Source organism: Arthrobacter sp. R1-13 (genome assembly GCF_054161475.1).
Genome location: NZ_CP096420.1, coordinates 1,598,130 through 1,615,614 on the forward strand (window position 1 = coordinate 1,598,130; position 17,485 = coordinate 1,615,614).

At 61.5% G+C, this 17,485-nt stretch carries 18 protein-coding genes; 8 read left to right on the forward strand and 10 right to left on the reverse strand.

All coding sequences use genetic code 11. The features are described from left to right. Positions 1–232: 232 nt before the first annotated feature. The gene (locus M1D88_RS07265; protein ID WP_458113865.1) at positions 233–394 is read right to left on the reverse strand and encodes a hypothetical protein; all 162 of its coding nucleotides are present in this window, start codon (positions 392–394) and stop codon (positions 233–235) included. A gap of 813 nt (positions 395–1,207) precedes the next feature. On the opposite strand from M1D88_RS07265, the gene M1D88_RS07270 reads away from it, so the two are divergent. Beyond that, entirely contained in the window at positions 1,208–1,492 is a 285-nt protein-coding gene (locus M1D88_RS07270) for a hypothetical protein (RefSeq protein WP_458113866.1), read from the forward strand. A gap of 41 nt (positions 1,493–1,533) precedes the next feature. Here M1D88_RS07270 and M1D88_RS07275 read toward each other — a convergent pair whose 3' ends face one another. From M1D88_RS07275 to M1D88_RS07285, 3 genes are all read right to left on the reverse strand, one after another. Beyond that, a complete protein-coding gene (locus M1D88_RS07275; RefSeq protein ID WP_458113867.1) occupies positions 1,534–2,364 on the reverse strand; it encodes a helicase associated domain-containing protein in 831 nt (276 codons plus the stop codon). A 124-nt stretch (positions 2,365–2,488) separates the two neighbouring features. Further along, positions 2,489–3,715, reverse strand: a complete 1,227-nt coding sequence (locus M1D88_RS07280; protein ID WP_458113868.1) for a hypothetical protein — start codon at positions 3,713–3,715, stop codon at positions 2,489–2,491. Between the two features lie 100 nt (positions 3,716–3,815). Continuing rightward, on the reverse strand, positions 3,816–4,058 hold the full coding sequence (locus tag M1D88_RS07285) for a hypothetical protein (protein WP_458113869.1): 243 nt from the start codon (positions 4,056–4,058) through the stop codon (positions 3,816–3,818). 110 nt (positions 4,059–4,168) lie between these two features. On the opposite strand from M1D88_RS07285, the gene M1D88_RS07290 reads away from it, so the two are divergent. The 4 genes from M1D88_RS07290 to holA all read left to right on the forward strand — a co-directional run bounded on the left by M1D88_RS07290 (position 4,169) and on the right by holA (position 8,369). Beyond that, on the forward strand, positions 4,169–4,765 hold the full coding sequence (locus M1D88_RS07290; RefSeq protein WP_458113870.1) for an SLATT domain-containing protein: 597 nt from the start codon (positions 4,169–4,171) through the stop codon (positions 4,763–4,765). Between the two features lie 2 nt (positions 4,766–4,767). Next, positions 4,768–6,066, forward strand: a complete 1,299-nt coding sequence (locus tag M1D88_RS07295) for a nucleotide-binding domain-containing protein (RefSeq protein WP_458113871.1) — start codon at positions 4,768–4,770, stop codon at positions 6,064–6,066. A gap of 423 nt (positions 6,067–6,489) precedes the next feature. Beyond that, positions 6,490–7,419, forward strand: a complete 930-nt coding sequence (locus M1D88_RS07300) for a ComEC/Rec2 family competence protein (RefSeq protein ID WP_458113872.1) — start codon at positions 6,490–6,492, stop codon at positions 7,417–7,419. After that, the gene (holA, locus tag M1D88_RS07305; RefSeq protein ID WP_458113873.1) at positions 7,356–8,369 is read left to right on the forward strand and encodes a DNA polymerase III subunit delta; all 1,014 of its coding nucleotides are present in this window, start codon (positions 7,356–7,358) and stop codon (positions 8,367–8,369) included. The genes M1D88_RS07300 and holA overlap by 64 nt, the downstream gene beginning before the upstream one ends. A 55-nt stretch (positions 8,370–8,424) precedes the next feature. Here holA and M1D88_RS07310 read toward each other — a convergent pair whose 3' ends face one another. Together M1D88_RS07310 and M1D88_RS07315 are read right to left on the reverse strand one after the other, a co-directional pair. Continuing rightward, entirely contained in the window at positions 8,425–10,152 is a 1,728-nt protein-coding gene (locus tag M1D88_RS07310) for a BTAD domain-containing putative transcriptional regulator (protein ID WP_458113874.1), read from the reverse strand. Positions 10,153–10,171: 19 nt separating this feature from the next. Beyond that, positions 10,172–10,447, reverse strand: coding sequence for a hypothetical protein (locus M1D88_RS07315; RefSeq protein ID WP_458113875.1), 276 nt, complete (start codon positions 10,445–10,447; stop codon positions 10,172–10,174). A gap of 177 nt (positions 10,448–10,624) precedes the next feature. Here M1D88_RS07315 and M1D88_RS07320 point away from each other — a divergent pair, with 177 nt between their 5' ends. Next, positions 10,625–11,566 (forward strand): PLP-dependent cysteine synthase family protein, encoded by a 942-nt coding sequence (locus M1D88_RS07320; protein WP_458113876.1) that lies wholly within the window; start codon positions 10,625–10,627, stop codon positions 11,564–11,566. 70 nt (positions 11,567–11,636) lie between these two features. Here M1D88_RS07320 and rpsT read toward each other — a convergent pair whose 3' ends face one another. Then, the gene (gene rpsT / locus M1D88_RS07325; protein ID WP_458113877.1) at positions 11,637–11,897 is read right to left on the reverse strand and encodes a 30S ribosomal protein S20; all 261 of its coding nucleotides are present in this window, start codon (positions 11,895–11,897) and stop codon (positions 11,637–11,639) included. 168 nt (positions 11,898–12,065) lie between these two features. After that, entirely contained in the window at positions 12,066–12,614 is a 549-nt protein-coding gene (locus M1D88_RS07330) for a type II toxin-antitoxin system PemK/MazF family toxin (RefSeq protein WP_458113878.1), read from the reverse strand. A 205-nt stretch (positions 12,615–12,819) separates the two neighbouring features. Between M1D88_RS07330 and lepA the strand changes: the two genes are divergently transcribed. Together lepA and hemW are read left to right on the forward strand one after the other, a co-directional pair. After that, positions 12,820–14,673 carry a translation elongation factor 4 gene (gene lepA, locus M1D88_RS07335; protein WP_458113879.1) on the forward strand — a complete coding sequence of 618 codons (1,854 nt, stop codon included), beginning with the start codon at positions 12,820–12,822 and terminating at the stop codon, positions 14,671–14,673. A 36-nt stretch (positions 14,674–14,709) separates the two neighbouring features. Continuing rightward, a complete protein-coding gene (hemW, locus tag M1D88_RS07340; RefSeq protein ID WP_458113880.1) occupies positions 14,710–15,939 on the forward strand; it encodes a radical SAM family heme chaperone HemW in 1,230 nt (409 codons plus the stop codon). Positions 15,940–15,951: 12 nt separating this feature from the next. Here the strand turns inward: hemW and M1D88_RS07345 are convergent, their stop codons facing one another. Beyond that, a complete protein-coding gene (locus M1D88_RS07345) occupies positions 15,952–16,371 on the reverse strand; it encodes a DUF4870 domain-containing protein (RefSeq protein ID WP_458113881.1) in 420 nt (139 codons plus the stop codon). 130 nt (positions 16,372–16,501) lie between these two features. Continuing rightward, positions 16,502–17,353, reverse strand: a complete 852-nt coding sequence (locus M1D88_RS07350; protein ID WP_458113882.1) for a DUF3097 domain-containing protein — start codon at positions 17,351–17,353, stop codon at positions 16,502–16,504. Positions 17,354–17,485: the final 132 nt, after the last annotated feature.

The window sequence follows — 17,485 nt, forward strand, 5'->3', positions numbered from 1 at the left end:
ACTGACACGTTGGTTCCCCGAGCGGGGGATATGCGGAGCCTTGGAGAAGCGTGTGCAGTAGCGCGGTGCAAGCTTGCTACCGCAAGTTTCTGGCTACGACTCGACGATGCTAAGTCTGTGACCTTGCTTGACTGACATGACGCCCAGCCACAACCCCGGCCCTCCCAAGGCCACCGTCAACGACGACCACCCCACCTCGACAGGGGGCACTCCTTGTCCGCCTAAGGGATTCCTACTCCAACGGCACATGCTTAAGCGATACAAGGCACTGGATCAGGACCACCATCAGGCTCACCCCCACCATCCGGCTTAGGGAAACCAGAATCATCACCGTCGAAGCCGACGCCTGCGAGACCGGGCAAAGCCCACCGCGGCCCAACGTACGCGCGGGCATGGCAGGTCCTCCAGATCCTCAATACCCCGTAGTCATTTATGGCAGTTCATCTTGGTGATTTGAGACCCGTCACCCTGATTGCTGGTGTCTTCCAGTTTCACTCGGGCGACCTTTCCTGTTGGCAAGCCCGCCGTAATCTCGTTCGTGGAACCGATAGAGCCCTCGCCCCTATCGATACTCACGGCCACATAGAGACCCCCTGGGCAGCCATTCCGAGCCATTGACACGACATCCAAAAAGGTGCACTTCCACCTTCCACAGGTGAACTCGGAGTCGCTGAGATATTGGAAGTACATCTGGTTGCCTGCGGCCGTCCACCCACGAGCTTCCATCTGCTTAAGTTCGTTGTCCGCCCGCTCTGCTGCCTTCCGCGCCTCCTCCGCAACGCTGCGTGCCTGTGCACGAGCCGCGCTGGCAGCGGCTGAAGCGCCACCACGCAGATGATGATGATGCGACCACGGTTCCGTTTTTGAGTTTCAGGGACATCTTGCACCCCGGGCATCTCAGGTCCCTGAACTTCATCCATAGTTCCCCCAAATTTCGCAGCATGACCCAGAATGCCTGAAGCTAATGGCACAGCTTATGCGGGCCGCCGGTGCTACGGATAGAGGATGGCGTCCTGTTCCGCTCCGATCGAATCCGGAGTCGACGAATCGGGCCCTCCCTCGGGTCCTATATGCCAAAGTGAACCGAACCCAACGCAGCTCACAGGGCGGCTAGTGGGCAAAGCCCATTTCAACCGCAACCACCTGCTGAGAAGACACGCCAGGGCAACTGCGCCATCCTGTCAGTGCTCGGGAGCACCATGGTTCTATGAAGGCACCAACGGTGGAGGCGGCGATCCATGAGCTGATGGATTTCTGCTGGAATGTTGTCTACGACCTGCTGGAAGTGCGGGGCCTGCTCGGTGACGGCTTGTTCGTCGAGGAGTACACCGGAATCCACTCCTGGGTGGAGGAGTGCACCCGCTATACCGTGGTGCACTCCCGGACAGTTGCTGTCTTGTTTGTGGACACGCGTCCGGTGGACGCCATCGTGTTCCATCACGACCTCCTGGGTGCAGACGACCCAAAAAGCTACTTCAGCGTGCCTCAGTAAACAACGCTGAGGTGTCTGCCTTGTTTTGAGTGGCGACAAGATCACCTCTTTGCTGCCTTCTGCCTTCCCTGACGCCATCCGGGGATCACAGCATCCAGCTGGGTCCTTTTCGCCGGATCAAGCCTGCCGGCGCGGTCGTTGATGCGTTGGACGTGCAGCCACACGCCAAGCATTCGTTCTGACGGCTCGTTGGTTTTGTTGTGCCGGGGCCAATCGTTGTCGGCAGCCCGGTACTCATCGACCTCGATAAGGCGCTGCGTCCAGCGCGCTTCGTCGTCAGCCTGTTTTGTCGATGGTTTCCGCCAGTCAGGGATCACGTCCAGGGCGTCAGCACAGGCAGGGGAGAGGGTGCCCTGCGCTGCTTCCTTACGGCGTCGATGCAGCCACACTGCCAGTGCCTTTTCGCGAGCCGAGTGGCTGAAGATTGGCAACCGGCCTTCGCTCTTGTAGAAAGCGATTATGTCTTCCAGATTCCGCCGGCCAGCTGCTGTCAGACGCGGGAGTGCGGCGGGAAGCGCCGTCTGATGCTCAGCCCTGATGCGGGTATCCTGTTTTGCGGCGATGGCCAGGTGGTACCTGACCGTGGTTTCAGCGACGCCGGCGACCGCGGCGATTTTCGGCGTGGGAATGCCTTGCCTGTACATCAGCACCCACTCAGGATCGGGCGCGGTGCGCTTCATCTGGGTCTTTCGCTTGCCAGTGTCATCACCGCAGGGGTCATCCTTTGACCGTCCACCCTGCTTCAGCTCAGCGATCCGCAGCCGGAGGAACACGATGACGAGGACCAGGGCGTATACAGCCAGTCCGGCCAGCACGATCGTAAAGATCGCGTACAGGACACCAATAACACCGAAGGCTGGACTTAAATTCACTGCTTCCCCCAATAGTCGTAAGCCCTAGGCTATGTGAACCAGTCCTCGTTTTGTGGGACTGGCGTAGTGCACTGGAAGGGCCGGGAATTGGCAGAAATCATCGCACGCTCAAAGCGATACGCTTCTACCTCATGCCATGCGGTCCGTGTGGGCTCCAACCGTCGAGAAACGGCACCAGGTCTTCATCGCGATAGTCTGCCAGGACGGGAACCTCGACGGGGCGGAGCAGGGGATCCTTGGCGTTGATGTAGTCACGTGCCCATGACAGCCAGACAAGCCCGCGATTGACCAGCTCTACATCCCGTTCTGAGGACACTCTCGCCTCCATGACATCCACGTACTTGCGCAGCATGGCGGCTTCTGCCCAGGCGTCCGCCTGGATCTTCAGCTGCTGGGCCTTGTGGTGGTCCTGGATTCGTATGCGGGCGCGCTCCATGGCTGCTTCCCACCGTCGCTGCGTTTCCTCCGCCTTTCGGCGTGCTTGCTCGCGCTTCCACTCATTTTCAAGATGTTGAATTTCGATCTCGCGAAGTATGGCTGGCAAGGTGCTGTCGAGTTGCTGTCGTTTGCCGTCGCGAAACCGTTCTCGGCGACCGTTGGTTGAGTATTTTTGTGTCAACTCCAGTTGGAGCCGCCCCGTTGATACGAAATCGGTGTTGTTTACAGTCGTCCAGGACTGGTTGCGGGAGTTGTATTTGGGGATGTATGGCCTTGCGGATCCGCCGTTAGGTGGGAGCTCCCGCATTTCCAATGGCACGGTGGTTGTGCCGACCGTGATGGCGATGTCGCCATCGAGAGATGTGGTGCCGCGGGAGGTGGTGCGTTTATGGCTCGACGGCAGTGTGACCTCGTAGCCACGGGCTGTACTTTCCGTGGCCAGCGCGTGCAGCAGTTTGGCTGCACGGGCGACGTGCTCTTTCGACACCCCCTTTGTGCCGTCCCGGAACGCTTTGGCGACCGGGTGATATTTGCCCACCGAGTCTGGGATCGGGACCGGGCGCTCGTCGACGTCATCAGGGAAATGTCGCGCCCAACGTGCCTCGTACCTTGGGTTCTGCCACGACCCGACGCTCGTTATCTCGAGCTTGTAGCCTTTCGGGCGCAGGCCTGACTTCATCACGTCACGGATCAGGGCATCGTTGGCTGCGCGGTGCGAATATCCGCCCTCGACCTCAAGGACTCCACCAGCGGCAATAAGCTTCTGTATGAATTTGTCCGCTTCAGATTCATGGGTGTGGTTGTTGCTATCGGAGTCTTCGATGCTCTTAAGCAGCTCCACACCCAGCTGGGTGATCTTGGCGGTCCAGGTGGGGCCCTTGCCTGTAATGGTGATGTATCGATCGTCCGCCAAGGCTCGGGCTGATATCCGATGTGAGTAGCCTTCGAAGATGCTGCCCGGACAGCCGTCATTGACCCATTTCAAGACTTTGGACTGTAAAACGCTGAGCGGCTTAGGGTGCTGTGGCAAAGGATTCTCCAATCCGGGACGGTCCAGGTTCTGAAGGGCTCTCGTGCAACCATATGGCCCGGTCCAGGGTTCCGGGTTCTACGCCAAGGTCGGCGGCGGCGAGTTCGAGGAGCTGCCGCACCCGTGCGGGTGCAAGCGATGCTTTCGCATCCCACGCATCAGCTTCACCGCCCTCGCCGCCAGAGTTGCCCGTGCTCCGGATTTTTGTGTCAGTGGTGCCAGTCATACTTGAAGCACGTGCAGCGATCGTGTCAGTCGTCGCTCTTCCGGCGAGTAAGGGGGCCCGGAGGATCCCTGTCGGGCGCACCTCCCTGGATGACGATGAATGGGAGAAGCATGACGAGTGATGTAGTGATCACTGAAGACCAGGACCTGTATCTGCTTGCGCAGGTTCGTGAAGCGTTCGGACGGGTGGTCTACAGCCACAAGACGCAGGAGAAGCAGGCGGACATCTGCTTCCGCCGCCACAGATGGCAGCAGGGCACGCTGATCGCTCTGACGGCGATCAGCTCGGGAACCTTCCTCGCCGCACTGGTCGGCGCGCTGGGGAGCCCGGTGCTGACCAGCCTCGCTACCTCCTTTATTGCGATCCTCGTCAGCGCGACGAGCCTTGCCACGAAGACGTTCAAGTTCTCGGAGGAAGCCGACGCGCACCGCGACATCGCAACACGGCTCTGGGATGTCCGCGAGTCCTATCTGTCCCTGATCGCCGACCTGATGTCCGGTACGACGTCAGCATCCGATGCCCGCGCACGGCGGGACGAGCTCCAGGAGGCCACGCGTGCGGCATATGCCGATGCGCCGAGGACGAGCTCGAAGGCGTTCAGCAGAGCCAGGGACGGGCTCAAGGACAACGAAGAGATGACGTTCACCGCCCGGGAGATTGATCTCTTCCTGCCCGAGAGACTCCGGCTCGACGAAAGCGAGGCATGATCATGAAGACTTCCGAGATCTTCGACGGGCTGCTCCAAAACCTGAAGGTCGGCGATGCCAGCGGCACGATCGCTTCACGCAGGGACGAAATCACGAAGGCGCTGAACAAGGACTTCAGATCCACGGACGGTTCTACGGCTTACCGGTTGATGGTCGGCTCCTACGGGCGGCACACGGCGACCCGTGGTGTGTCCGACTTGGACATGATCTTTATAGTCCCGCCCGGCTTGCGCACGAGTTATGACAACGAGACCGGGCCGAGGAGAATCCTCAACCGTGTCCGAGACGTACTGAAGGCGCGGTACCCCAGCACTGATGTCCGCGTTGACCAGTGTGTTGTGCGGGTGCAGTTCACGAGCAACAAGTTTAAGTTCGAGGTTCAACCCGCCTTCGAAAACGAGGACGGCAGCTTCGACTACCCCGACACCGCCGCCGAAGCCTGGAAAGTCACCAAACCACGCGCGGAGATCAGCGCGACCAAAGCGAGCAACGACCGCACCTCGAAGAACATGCGCTATCTCGCGAGGATGGCCCGGGCGTGGAAGAACGCCAACGGAGTCGTCATGGGCGGCCTGCTCATCGACACCCTGGTGCACCGCTTCTTCTCAACGACCAGTCTCTACGATTCGGCGGGAACCGAATCGTACAACCTCATGGTCCGCGACTTCTTCGCGTTCCTCGCGGACGAGCCTGATAAGGACTACTACCTCGCTTTGGGGAGCTATCAGCGGGTGACGGTGAAGACGAGGTTCCAGCCGAAGGCAAAGAAAGCCTACAACCGCTGCCAGGAGGCGATTGAGGCCGAGGGCAAGGCATCCGCCAACAAGAAATGGCGAGAGGTGTTCGGCACATCCGCGCCGCTGGCTTCGAGCACGCTTGAGGCCGCGCGCGCATTCATCGATACCGAAGAGTTCATCGAGGACAAGTTCCAGATAGACATCTCGCATTCGGTCACAATCGATTGCGAGGTCACGCAGGACGGATGGCGGCCGGTTTCGCTGCGGGAGATGCTGCGGGGGAGAAGCCCACTCATGGCGAACAAGGGTCTCAAGTTCAGAGTGACTTCCTGCACCGTCTCCTACCCCTACGTCCTGAAATGGAAAGTACTGAACCGCGGTTCAGAGGCCGAACGCCGGCACAATATCCGCGGGCAGATCATCGAATCGAGTCATCCGAACGCCCGGCACGAGCGCACGAGCTTCCGGGGTGAGCACGTCGTCGAGTGCTTCGTCGTAAAGGACGGAGTCGTCGTTGCACGTGATCGCATTGACGTGCCCATCAGTAATACAAGCACGACGTGAGAACGAGGCGATTTCTCGTCCCCCGCAGCTGCCGTACATAAGTAAGGCCTAAGGGCAGGTGTACTCAGGTCCCGCCAATTACCGTGAGAACTGGGGGAGGGGGACCTGAAGCCAACGTCTCTCCTGTTCAAAGCCCTTGAAGCGCGAAGAGTGGCGGTTCGGCAAACGTTGAGGATCTGCCTGTGCAAGCTTTGGGCCTACCCACCCCCTGCTTCAACGTTGGTCATTCGCTTCCCTATCAATGGGATCCCGCAAGGGATCTGATTGCCGTCCACTCACGACCGAAAGATGGGTTTCATCGTCAGCCAGTTCCATCATTGGATAGCACGAATCCGCCCCTGACCAGCGAAAACGCGGCTCAAAAGAGACCCACCTCCTGCTTTAACAATCACTGGGGCCAACTGCAGCCTCGTTCTTGGCGCCTTGCTTCTGCTGGCCCGTAGTTTCCGGCTGCCACGCGGAATAGCTGCGGGATGCGCGCTGGCGGGCCTCGGCTTCTTTGTCCTTGTGGTGGGGCCGGACGCCAGCGTCCTGCGAGCAGCCCTCATGGGCTCGATAGCACTGACCGCGTTGGCCGGGGGGAGACCCGGCCGGGGACTCACTTTCCTGTGCCTGGCGGTGATCGGCTTGCTGCTCTTTGATCCTGCACTTGGAGCCAGTTACGGCTTTGTCCTGTCGGTGCTCGCCACCCTGGGCATCGTGACAATCGGGCAGCAACTGGTCAAATGGACACCCCGGGTCGTGCCGCGTTGGGCTGCTGCCGGGCTGGCCGTTCCGTTATCCGCCCAACTTCTCTGCAGCCCGGTGATTGTCCTGTTGCAACCCCAGTTCTCGTCCTACGCACTGATTGCCAACATCGCTGCTTCGCCGTTCGTCGGCCCGGTCACCATCCTGGGAACCGCGGCCGTTCCCGTGCTGCCTCTTGCCCCGCTGGCCGGAGGAATACTGGTTTTCATTGCAGGATTCTTTGCCAACTGCGTCGCGGGCACGGCCCTGTTCTTCGCATCCCTGCCGGGAGCCTCACTGCCTTGGCCCGAAGGGGCATTCGGCCTCTCCACGATGCTTCTCCTGTCCTGCCTGGGCCTTCCGGGACTGTGGCTGGTGTTCCATCCAGTGACTGCAGGAAAGAAGCTGCTGCACGTCCACGCTGCCCTCGTCAGGTACTTGGACTGGTTGGCCGATGCAGGTCCTTGGCAATCCGGCAAGAGCGGGCTCCAGCCGGGCTTGGTGGTCCGGAGACACCGTGGCAGGCTTAGAGTCCGCAGAATTAATTCCGGGAGGAACCAAGAGTGGCCGCAACCCAGGCGTCATCCAGGACGCCGGCGTCGAACACGCCAACCTGGCGGGATGTAACACCGGCCGCCGTGGTACTGATCTCCGGTCCCGAAGAATATCTGGGAACCCGGGCCATGGACAGGATCCGTTCCCTGGTGAGGGGCGCGGAACCGGATGTTGAAGTAACCCGACTCGATGCCGGCAGCTACGAAGCAGGGTCCCTTGCCAGGAATGTGAGCCCGTCGCTGTTCGGGGAGCGGAAACTCATTGAGATCGAGGGGCTCGAGTCCATGAATGACGCGTTCCTTGCGGACGCGTTGGCCTACCTGGCCCATCCCGAGCCCGATGCCGTCCTGGTGCTGCGCCACAGCGGCGGAAACCGCGGTAAGAAACTGCTCGACGCCGTGAAGTCGGGGGGATGGCCCATGGTTGACTGCCAGCCGCTCAAGAAAGAGGCGGACAAGACGGCCTTTGTGGTGGCGGAGTTCAAAGCAGCCTCCCGCCGGATCGAGCCCGCCGCAGTACAGGCGCTCGTAAACGCGGTGGGTGCCAGCCTGGCAGAGCTGGCAGCGGCTTGCAGCCAACTGATTTCCGATGCAGCTTCCGCCGTGGATGAGGACATGATTGACCGCTACTATGGTGGTCGCGTTGAAGCTACTGCATTCAAAGTCGCGGATGCAGCGATGGCAGGGAACGCGCCGCTGGCACTGTCCACATTGCGGCACGCCCTCGCCACAGGTGCGGATCCGGTGCCTTTGGTGGCCGCCCTTGCAGCGAAGCTTCGCACCCTGGCCAAGGTTGCCGGGGCCCAGGGATCGTCTGCCCAGGTGGCCAGGCAGCTGGGAATGCAACCGTGGCTGGTGGAGCAGGCACAACGGGATGTCCGTCGCTGGACTCCTGAAGGCCTTGTCCGGTCAATCCAGGTCACCGCGGAGGCAGATGCCCAGGTGAAGGGGCTGTCGCGGGATCCCGTCTATGCCGTCGAGCATGCTGTTACGGTCATTGCGACGTCGGTAGGCCGACGTTAGAGGTTGGTGATTCGCGTGACTCACAGGCGACGGTGCGTCCGGCGCTGCTTGTCTGTCACGCAGCTGAGCGAGGAAGAGTAGCCAGTAGTCCCATGGCGCGCTCAAGCAGATCCTCCATGCTTCCCTTGGCTGCGCCGGCAACAGCACGCCGTGCCACCGCGTCTGCCCGATCGGTTTCTCCCAGGCCCAGCGCGGCTTGCGCTTCGGCAAGCAATACGTCCGTTTCAACCCATGTGTATGAGTCTGTCACCCGGCTGCATAGAGTACCCGCATTCTTCATCCATTCCAGAGCGGTTCGCGGATCACCCTCCGCCAAGTGCGTGAGTCCTATGGTCTTTGCCGCGAGCCCCTCCCAGCAAGGGTCCTGTAGCTGCCGTGCCAAGGCAAAGGTCGTTTCAGCGGTCTCGCGGACCAACCGGGGGTCCTCACCGCGGGCCAGGCGGGCATGGGCCAGCCACGCTTCCGGCCATGGCCGGAATGCCGTCCAGTTTTCGCGCCTCGCCAACTCACAGGAGCGAGCTGCCCACTCCGCAGCTTCTTCAGTCCGCCCCAGAATGAAAAAGGTCCGTGCCCCGACACCAAGGTTCCATGATTCACGGCGGACAGCTCCGGCGCTGCGGCTCAATTCGACCGCTTCCATGAACTTTCCCAGGCCCGCTTCGAGCTTGCCCCAGTCACTGAGATTCATGGCTTCAAACCCTGCCAGTGCCGCCATCAGCGGCGCGTCGTTTGTCGCGAGCCGGCCGGCTGCCCGCAGGTAGTCAGCGGCACTCGTCCGGCGGCCCGCAAGCAGGTCGACATAGCCCAGTTCCGACAAGGCCTTGGCCGCGATCCGTTCTGCTCCAGCTGCCAGCGCCATATCAACAGCCATTGCCAGAATGACGGCGCCTTCGTCGTCGTAACCTCGGATCGAATGCACAAGAGCAGTGCCAAGCTCTGTCAAGCATCGGCCAAACAGCTCCCTGTCGCCCGATATCTCAGATGCTGCGCATGCGCCACGCAGGCATTCAATACCGGCGTCCGCCGCGCCGGCGGAGACAGCCGCAAGACCCGCCTCGCAAAGTGACCACGCCGACGCCCGTGCCGAGACACCAGGCACGGGTGCGGATAGGGCGGGGCGCGCTGCGGCCCTGATTGCCGGCGTCGCGGCAATACCAAGTTCCTTGGAAAACAAGGCTTCACTTGCATCCGCCTGTCGAACGGCTGCCTCCACCCGGCCGGCTGCGGCGAGGGCCTTGATGAGGAGGATGTGGGGGCCCTCCTCCAGTGGGGCGCGCCGAACCATTGCGCCGGCGAGGGCGACTGCGCGTTCGAATTGTCGCCCCGACAGGGCCCGCAGCGTCCTCTGGCGTAAGGTCGACAGCACCTCGCCGTCGACCCGCTGACGCTCGATAAGGAGCCATGACTCAAAGGCCACGGATGCCTTGACCTCAATCCCCTCCAGGAACTGGCCCTCGGGAATCTCATCGTCCCCGATCGCGCCCCGGGCGACCTCCCAGACATCCGCCGTCACATCATTGCCAACCGCAATGGAGATCGGGTTACCCCTGAGGGCATCAGCATTGCCCATTCGTCTGCGCAACTCCGCGAGCGACCATCGCAGGGCCCCCATTGGATCGTCGGCTTCGCTGAACAGCTCTTCCACGAGGACCTGCCGGGATACGGGCTCGGACGAACGGAGCAACCGGCCCAGGACTGCCCAGGTCTTATGCCCTCGGGGACCAGGTACCGGCCGGCCATCGCGCTCCAAGCCCAGTTGCCCGATCAAACGTACGTACAGCACAATCACAATCTAGCAATCGCTACGCCGCGAGCTCCAGAGCGTGACCATTGAGCAGTTCTGCCGTGAGGTACATCTGCTCGTTCGCCGGGAGGTCTCGAAGCAAAACGCCATGCAGGATGCCGAACGCCCTAAGCCGGGCAACTTCCGATCCGTTCCAATCAATGAGCGCCTCTGATGCGCCGGGGTTAAGTATTCCGGCAGCCGATGCCATCGCGTGCAGAATCCTGGATTCGGAGTGGGTTCCGTCGGCAACTATGCGGTCGGCGGTGCGATTAAGAATCTCATTCAGTTCCATGACCGTTCTCCTGTTCTGGGTGGATACTTGAATCCTGCTTCATCCCCGTGTGAGCAGACGTGTGATCACAGAAAACTGCGTAGGCAAATTGCGCCTGACCGGATATATTTGCTCCCTCAGCGGCTTACCGCTATCTGCATGGCGCCGAAGCGCTTTCTCAACGAGGAGACGAAGGAAATGGAAGGCATAACCGCCCCCCGTACCGGAGTCTTGACCGCGATTGGCTCTACACCCCTTATTGAGCTGAAAAGTGTCGTCCCCACGGGATCGGCACGGATACTGGCCAAGCTTGAATGGGCGAACCCGACCGGCAGCATGAAGGACAGGATGGCGCTGGCCGCGATTAACGGTGCTGAGGGACGTGGCGACATAAGGCCCGGCGATACCGTCGTCGAATACACAGCTGGAACAACAGGCATCTCCCTGGCCCTGATCTGCGCAGCGAAGGGTTACAAGCTTCACGTCGTCTTCTCCGACGCCTTCAGCAATGAGAAACGCCGCACCATGGAGGCGTTCGGAGCAATCGTCGAGGACGTGGCAAGCGACCAAGGACGGATCACAGAGAAGCTGATCAAGGCCATGATTGCCAGGGCAGGCGAAGTAAGCGTGCAGCCGGGCCATTGGGCTTGCGACCAACTCAATAATCACGACGCCATCAACGGCTACCTGGCACTGGGTGAGGAAATCTGGTTGCAGTCAGGCCGGCAGGTAGATGCTCTTGTCCAGTCCGTCGGCACCGCCCACTCCATCCACGGCGCGGCGCGGGCCCTTCGGCGCCATCAACCACGGCTTCAGGTCATCGCTGTGGAGCCGGCGGAGTCGGCCGTCCTGTCGGGAGGGCCCACAGGATCCCATCGGATAGAAGGGATCGGCATCGGTTTTATTCCGCCGCTGTGGGAACCGGAGGAGGTCGACATGATCGACCAGGTGTCGTCCGAGGAAGCAGTTGCCATGAGCCGTCGTCTTGCTCGAGAGGAAGGGATTTTTGCGGGAACTTCGTCAGGCGGAAATGTTGTTGCGGCTCTGCGAGCGGCAAAGCGCCTTGGGCCGGAAGCCACCGTGGCCACGGTTATCGTCGATTCCGGCCTGCGCTATTTGAGCACTGGCCTGTACGGATAGCTTTTAAACGGATATGGCCGGCACCCGGAGGCGCCGACCATAATCATCAGTTCAGGTGAACTGGAAAACCTTAGAGTGCGTTGACCTTTTTGGAGATCGCCGACTTGCGGTTTGCAGCGTTGTTCTTGTGAAGAACTCCCTTGCTGACAGCTTTGTCCAGCTTGCGGCCGGCAGTTGCCAGTGCAGCGGCAGCGGCATCCTTGTCAGAGGACTCAACGGCGGTGTTGACGGCGCGGATGGCAGTCTTCAACTCGGACTTGACTGCGTTGTTGCGCAGGCGAGCCTTCTCGTTGGTCAGGATGCGCTTCTTCTGGGACTTGATATTAGCCACGTGTGAACTCTCTTTTTAATGCGGAAATGGTCTAGAGGGCTTTCAGATTGGCCATTGACTGAGCGGCGTGGGGATACCTATGGCGGCCAACCATCAGTGGCCGTCGACCTGCACGGACACACAGCTATAAATATTAGCAGATTGGCTGAACCTGTGGCGATTCCTGGACTAGTTCCAGCCGTGTCGCGCCTTCAGGGCGTCAGCCACCAGAACGAAACTGCCGGCGTCGATGATGGCGCCCTCGCGGCGAATATCCTTTGGGTTGATCTGCAGGATGCGGTCTAGCCGCGCTTCGCTGGGCCTCCATTGCCGATCCCAGCTTCCAGGGCCAAGGTCAACGTAGTCGCCGCTCCGGCGATAGTCCTTCCCATGGTCCTTGGTGGTGAGCATAACGCCCAGAAGATAACCTCCATGGCTGCCAACCAGCAGCACCGGGCGGTCTTTTCCCTGCGAGTGGTCCTCTTCAAACGGTACCCAGGTCCAGATCACTTCGCCTGGATCCGGCTTGCCGTCGGGGGAGGGGGAGTACCGTAAGTCGGCCGTGCCGGTGAAGTCGCCGCGATAAGGAGATGAAAGACCTGAGGCCGGGTTGGAACGGCCTCGGATTTCGGACGGCTTCCCGGATGCCGCCACGCGCCCGCGATCATTCAGAAGCCGCAAGGATGAACGGACGATTGCGGCTATGGAGCGGAAGTTCAGGGCCATGGAGAAAACCATACAGCCGCGATCTCATGGGTGCGGCCCCTTTTCCGGCGTTGTGAGACGGGCGGCCGCGTCGTTCCCGGAAAGGATGCACCGCCGGACCGCCGAACGTGGGAGACTATAAATTCAGAGAAGTGGCAGGCAGCCGGACAAATTGCGGCCGCCGTGTTCCCTGCAAGCCATCAGTATCGCCAACAGAAGCCAACAGTAAGGACCCTGCGTGTCTCCCATGGCCCGCACCGCACCGGTGCCCGCCGCGACAGATCCGGCCATCATCCGGAACTTCTGCATCATCGCCCACATCGACCACGGTAAATCAACCCTGGCCGACCGCATGCTGCAGTACACCGGCGTCGTTCAATCCCGCGACATGAAGGCCCAGTATCTGGACCGTATGGACATCGAACGCGAGCGCGGCATCACCATCAAGTCCCAGGCTGTGCGCATGCCCTGGGAACTCGATGGTGCCAGCTACGCGCTGAACATGATCGATACCCCTGGCCACGTCGACTTCACCTACGAGGTATCGCGCTCCCTTGCCGCCTGCGAAGGCGCAGTGCTCCTGGTGGACGCGGCGCAGGGCATTGAAGCACAGACCCTGGCAAACCTCTACTTGGCGATGGAAAACAACCTCACGATCATCCCGGTGCTCAACAAGATTGACCTCCCGGCAGCCCAGCCGGAGAAGTACGCCGCCGAGCTCGCCAACCTGATCGGGGGCGATCCTGACGACGTGCTGCGCGTCTCCGGTAAGACCGGCGCCGGTGTGGAGGCCCTGCTGGACAAAATCGTGCGCGACCTGCCGGCCCCCGTGGGCGATCCGAATGCCCCGGCCCGTGCCATGATCTTCGACTCCGTCTACGACACCTACCGCGGTGTGGTGACGTACGTCCGCGTCGTGGACGGCATGCTGCACCCGCGGGAGAAGATCCAGATGATGTCCACCCGCGCCACGCACGAGCTCCTGGAAATTGGTGTCAGCTCCCCGGAGCCCACACCGTCCAAGGGCCTGGGCGTCGGCGAGGTTGGCTACCTGATCACCGGTGTGAAGGACGTCCGCCAGTCCAAGGTCGGCGATACCGTCACCAACCTTGCCAAGCCTGCCGCGGAATCCCTCAGCGGCTACGCGGATGCCAAACCCATGGTCTTCTCCGGCCTGTATCCGTTGGACGGCACGGACTATCCCGTGCTGCGCGATGCACTTGAGAAGCTGATGCTCAACGATGCCGCCCTGGTGTACGAGCCGGAGACATCCGCGGCGTTGGGCTTCGGATTCCGTGTGGGGTTCCTGGGTCTGCTGCACCTGGAAATCACACGCGAGCGCCTCGAACGCGAATACAACCTGGACCTGATTTCCACGGCCCCCAACGTTGAATACGAGGTTACCCTCGAGGACAAGAGGGTGGTCCACGTCACCAACCCCAGCGAGTATCCCACCGGGAAGATCGCCGAGGTCCGCGAGCCGATGGTCTCCGCCACTATCCTCGCGCCGAACGAGTTCGTCGGCGCCATCATGGAGCTGTGCCAGAGCCGGCGCGGCATCATGGGAGGCATGGACTACCTCTCCGAGGACCGGGTGGAAATCCGGTACCGTCTGCCCCTGGCCGAAATCGTCTTCGATTTCTTCGACATCCTCAAATCCAAGACCCGGGGCTACGGGTCCCTGGACTGGAAGGCCGACGGTGAGCAGGTTGCCGATCTGGTCAAGGTGGACATCATGCTCCAAGGCGAACAGGTGGATGCATTCTCCGCCATCACCCACCGCGACAAGGCTTACGCCTACGGGGTGATGATGACCGGCAAGCTGCGGGAACTGATTCCACGCCAGCAGTTCGAGGTCCCCATCCAGGCGGCTATCGGGTCCAGGATCATCGCCCGGGAAAGCATCAGGGCCATCCGCAAGGACGTGCTGGCCAAGTGCTACGGCGGTGACATCACGCGTAAGCGCAAACTTCTGGAAAAGCAGAAGGAAGGCAAGAAGCGCATGAAGATGGTGGGCCGCGTTGAGGTTCCGCAGGAAGCCTTTATCGCCGCGCTCACCACCGACGAGTCCAAGGACAAGGCAAAGAAGTAGTGATGATCGTGGCCGGAACCATCGGAGGCCGCACAAGTGCCTAGCGTGCTCCCTCTCGGCGACCCCGCGCCGTCGGACGGTCTTCTGCCGCCTCAGGCAACTGAGGGGGCGGGGGAACGGGCCTTCGGGCTCTACGTCCATATTCCCTTTTGCGCTGTCCGGTGCGGTTATTGCGATTTCAACACCTATACGGCCACGGAACTCGGCGGGGGAGCGTCCCAGGACGCTTATGCAGCGACAGCTGTTTCGGAAGTGGCCTTTGCAGCGGAGGCCATAAGACGCTCCGGGCTGCCTGCGCGCCGCCTGGGCACGGTTTTCTTCGGCGGCGGGACTCCCACGCTTTTGCCCGCCGATGATCTTGCACGGATCCTTAAGGCGGCGATCTCGGAATGGGGCCTGGAACCAGGCGCCGAGGTCACCACCGAAGCCAACCCTGATTCGGTGACTCCCGAGTCACTGCAACTCCTGGCGGACGCGGGATTCACGCGTGTGTCGTTCGGCATGCAGTCGGCCGTGCCTCACGTGCTCAAAGTCCTGGACCGCACCCACACCCCCAGCAGGGTTCCCGAGGCCGTCCAATGGGCGCGCGACGCCGGTCTGGCAGTCAGCGTGGATCTCATCTATGGCACCCCGGGCGAGTCCGTGGGTGATTGGCGGGTGTCCCTCGAAACGGCGTTATCGTACAAGCCGGACCACATCAGCGCCTATGCGCTGATCGTTGAGGAGGGCACTAAGCTCGCGGCCCAGATCCGCCGCGGGGAAGTACCGGGAATTGACGACGACGATCATGCCGCCAAGTACGAACTTGCCGAAGAACTGATCTCCGCAGCCGGCCTGCACTGGTACGAGGTAAGCAACTGGTCCCGCACCGCGGAGCAGGCCTGCCGCCATAATCTGGCTTACTGGCGTGGTGATGACTGGTGGGGGATCGGACCCGGCGCCCACTCACATGTCGGCGGAGTGCGTTGGTGGAACGTCAAGCACCCCACGGCCTATGCCGCCCGGCTCTCATCAGGCGCGTCGCCGGCGGCCGGACGCGAAACCCTTGACGCCGGCACCAGGAGCGTAGAACGAATCATGCTTGAGGCCAGGCTGTCCTCAGGCCTGGACATCGCAGCGTTGGATGCTTCCGGTCGTCACGCTGTTGCCGGTCTCATTGCCGACAAACTGGTGGACGCCGCAGCCGCATTTCAGGGGCGGCTCGTCCTGACACTCAAGGGCAGGTTGCTTGCGGACGCCGTGGTTCGACGGGTCCTGCCGGACTAACTGCGGCTGGCGCTACTTGATCCACCGCAGATTGAACGGGTAGCGGTGCGGTTGGCCCCGGTTGACGTGAATTCCGGCGGCTACGGCAAAGCACGTCAAGGCGATCCAGATCCCGGTGGCGAGCACGGCGAAGATGTTGCCGACCACCGGAAGCATCACCAGTATGTTCGCTATGACTGCGGCAATGGTGGGAGGGAGCGTGAAGTTCAGGGCTTCCTTGGATTCCTGGGCCGTAAAGGGGCCCCGCTCTTTGAAGATCAGGTAGATCAGCAGTGCGGGAACGCACCCGAGGATGCCGCCGAAGTGAGCCAGTGTTGCCCATTGACGGTCCTCGCTGGCGGTCAAGGGCAACGCGTTGGCTGGAACACCATGGTACTGGGACTGGCCTTGGCCGGCATGGTCGTCCCTGTGTTCACGTGCGTCTTCTGCCACGGTTACGTCCTTTGGATTGCAGTGGTGCGTTGGTGCCTGGAATAGCAGGGGAGGCTTGCAGGAAGCCACCGCCGTTCCAAGAATACTGGTTTCCGGCCGGCTTCGCGGGGTAGCCCCACGAAGCCGGTTGCTATGGAGCCGTCAGGAAATCGATGACCTCTTCCACACGGCCCAAAAGGGATGCTTCAAGATCGGCATAGGTACGTACTGCTCCGAGGAGTTTCTGCCACCCGAGGCCGATGTCTTCCTTGGTTGAGTGGGGCCAGCCGAAGGCGGCCAGAATACCTGTCTTCCAGTCCATTCCCCGGGGGATAGCAGGCCACTGCTCGATCCCGAGGACGCCGGGTCGGATTGCCTGCCAGACGTCAACGTAGGGATGTCCGACAATAAGCACGTTGCCTGCCGCCCCGGGGGACGACATTACCGATTGTGCGATCCGGGACTCCTTGGAACCGTCAACCAGGTGGTCCACCAGCACCCCGAGACGCCGGTTGGGCCCGGGCTGGAACGCCGCCACTGCCCCTGCCAGGTCATCAATGCCGTGGAGGGGTTCCACGACGATTCCTTCGATCCTGAGGTCGTCACCCCAAACCTTCTCCACGAGTTCGGCGTCGTGCTTTCCTTCGACCCAGATGCGGCTTGCTTTCGCGACCTGTGCACGATGGCCCTCCACGCGCACCGAGCCGGATGCTGTCCGTTGAGGACCGGCGGAAGCAGCGCTTTTGCGGGGCGCCGGCGGAAGGAGGCGGATGGGTTGACCGTCCAGCAGGAAACCGAAGCCCAGCCGGAAGGACCGTGACTTTCCCCGCCGGTCCTCAAGGGCCACAAGGTGCATGCCACCGGACTTTTCGACCCTTGTCACGGCGCCTACCCACCCTGACTGGACGTCCTCAAGGACCATTCCCCGTTCCACCGGAACGCCAGGGAGTTCACGTTTGGCGGGGGCAGTGATGTCCTGCGGGCCCCAGTCCTGGTAAGTCATCGCCACTCTGCTTTTCAGTCGGAATCCGCTCGTGGCTTCTGGAATCTGCACGCGCCGGTTCACTGCCGGAGTTTCGCCGGGAGCGGTACCAATGCTAACAACGCGTTGAGTCATATTAGACTGGTTAGCACT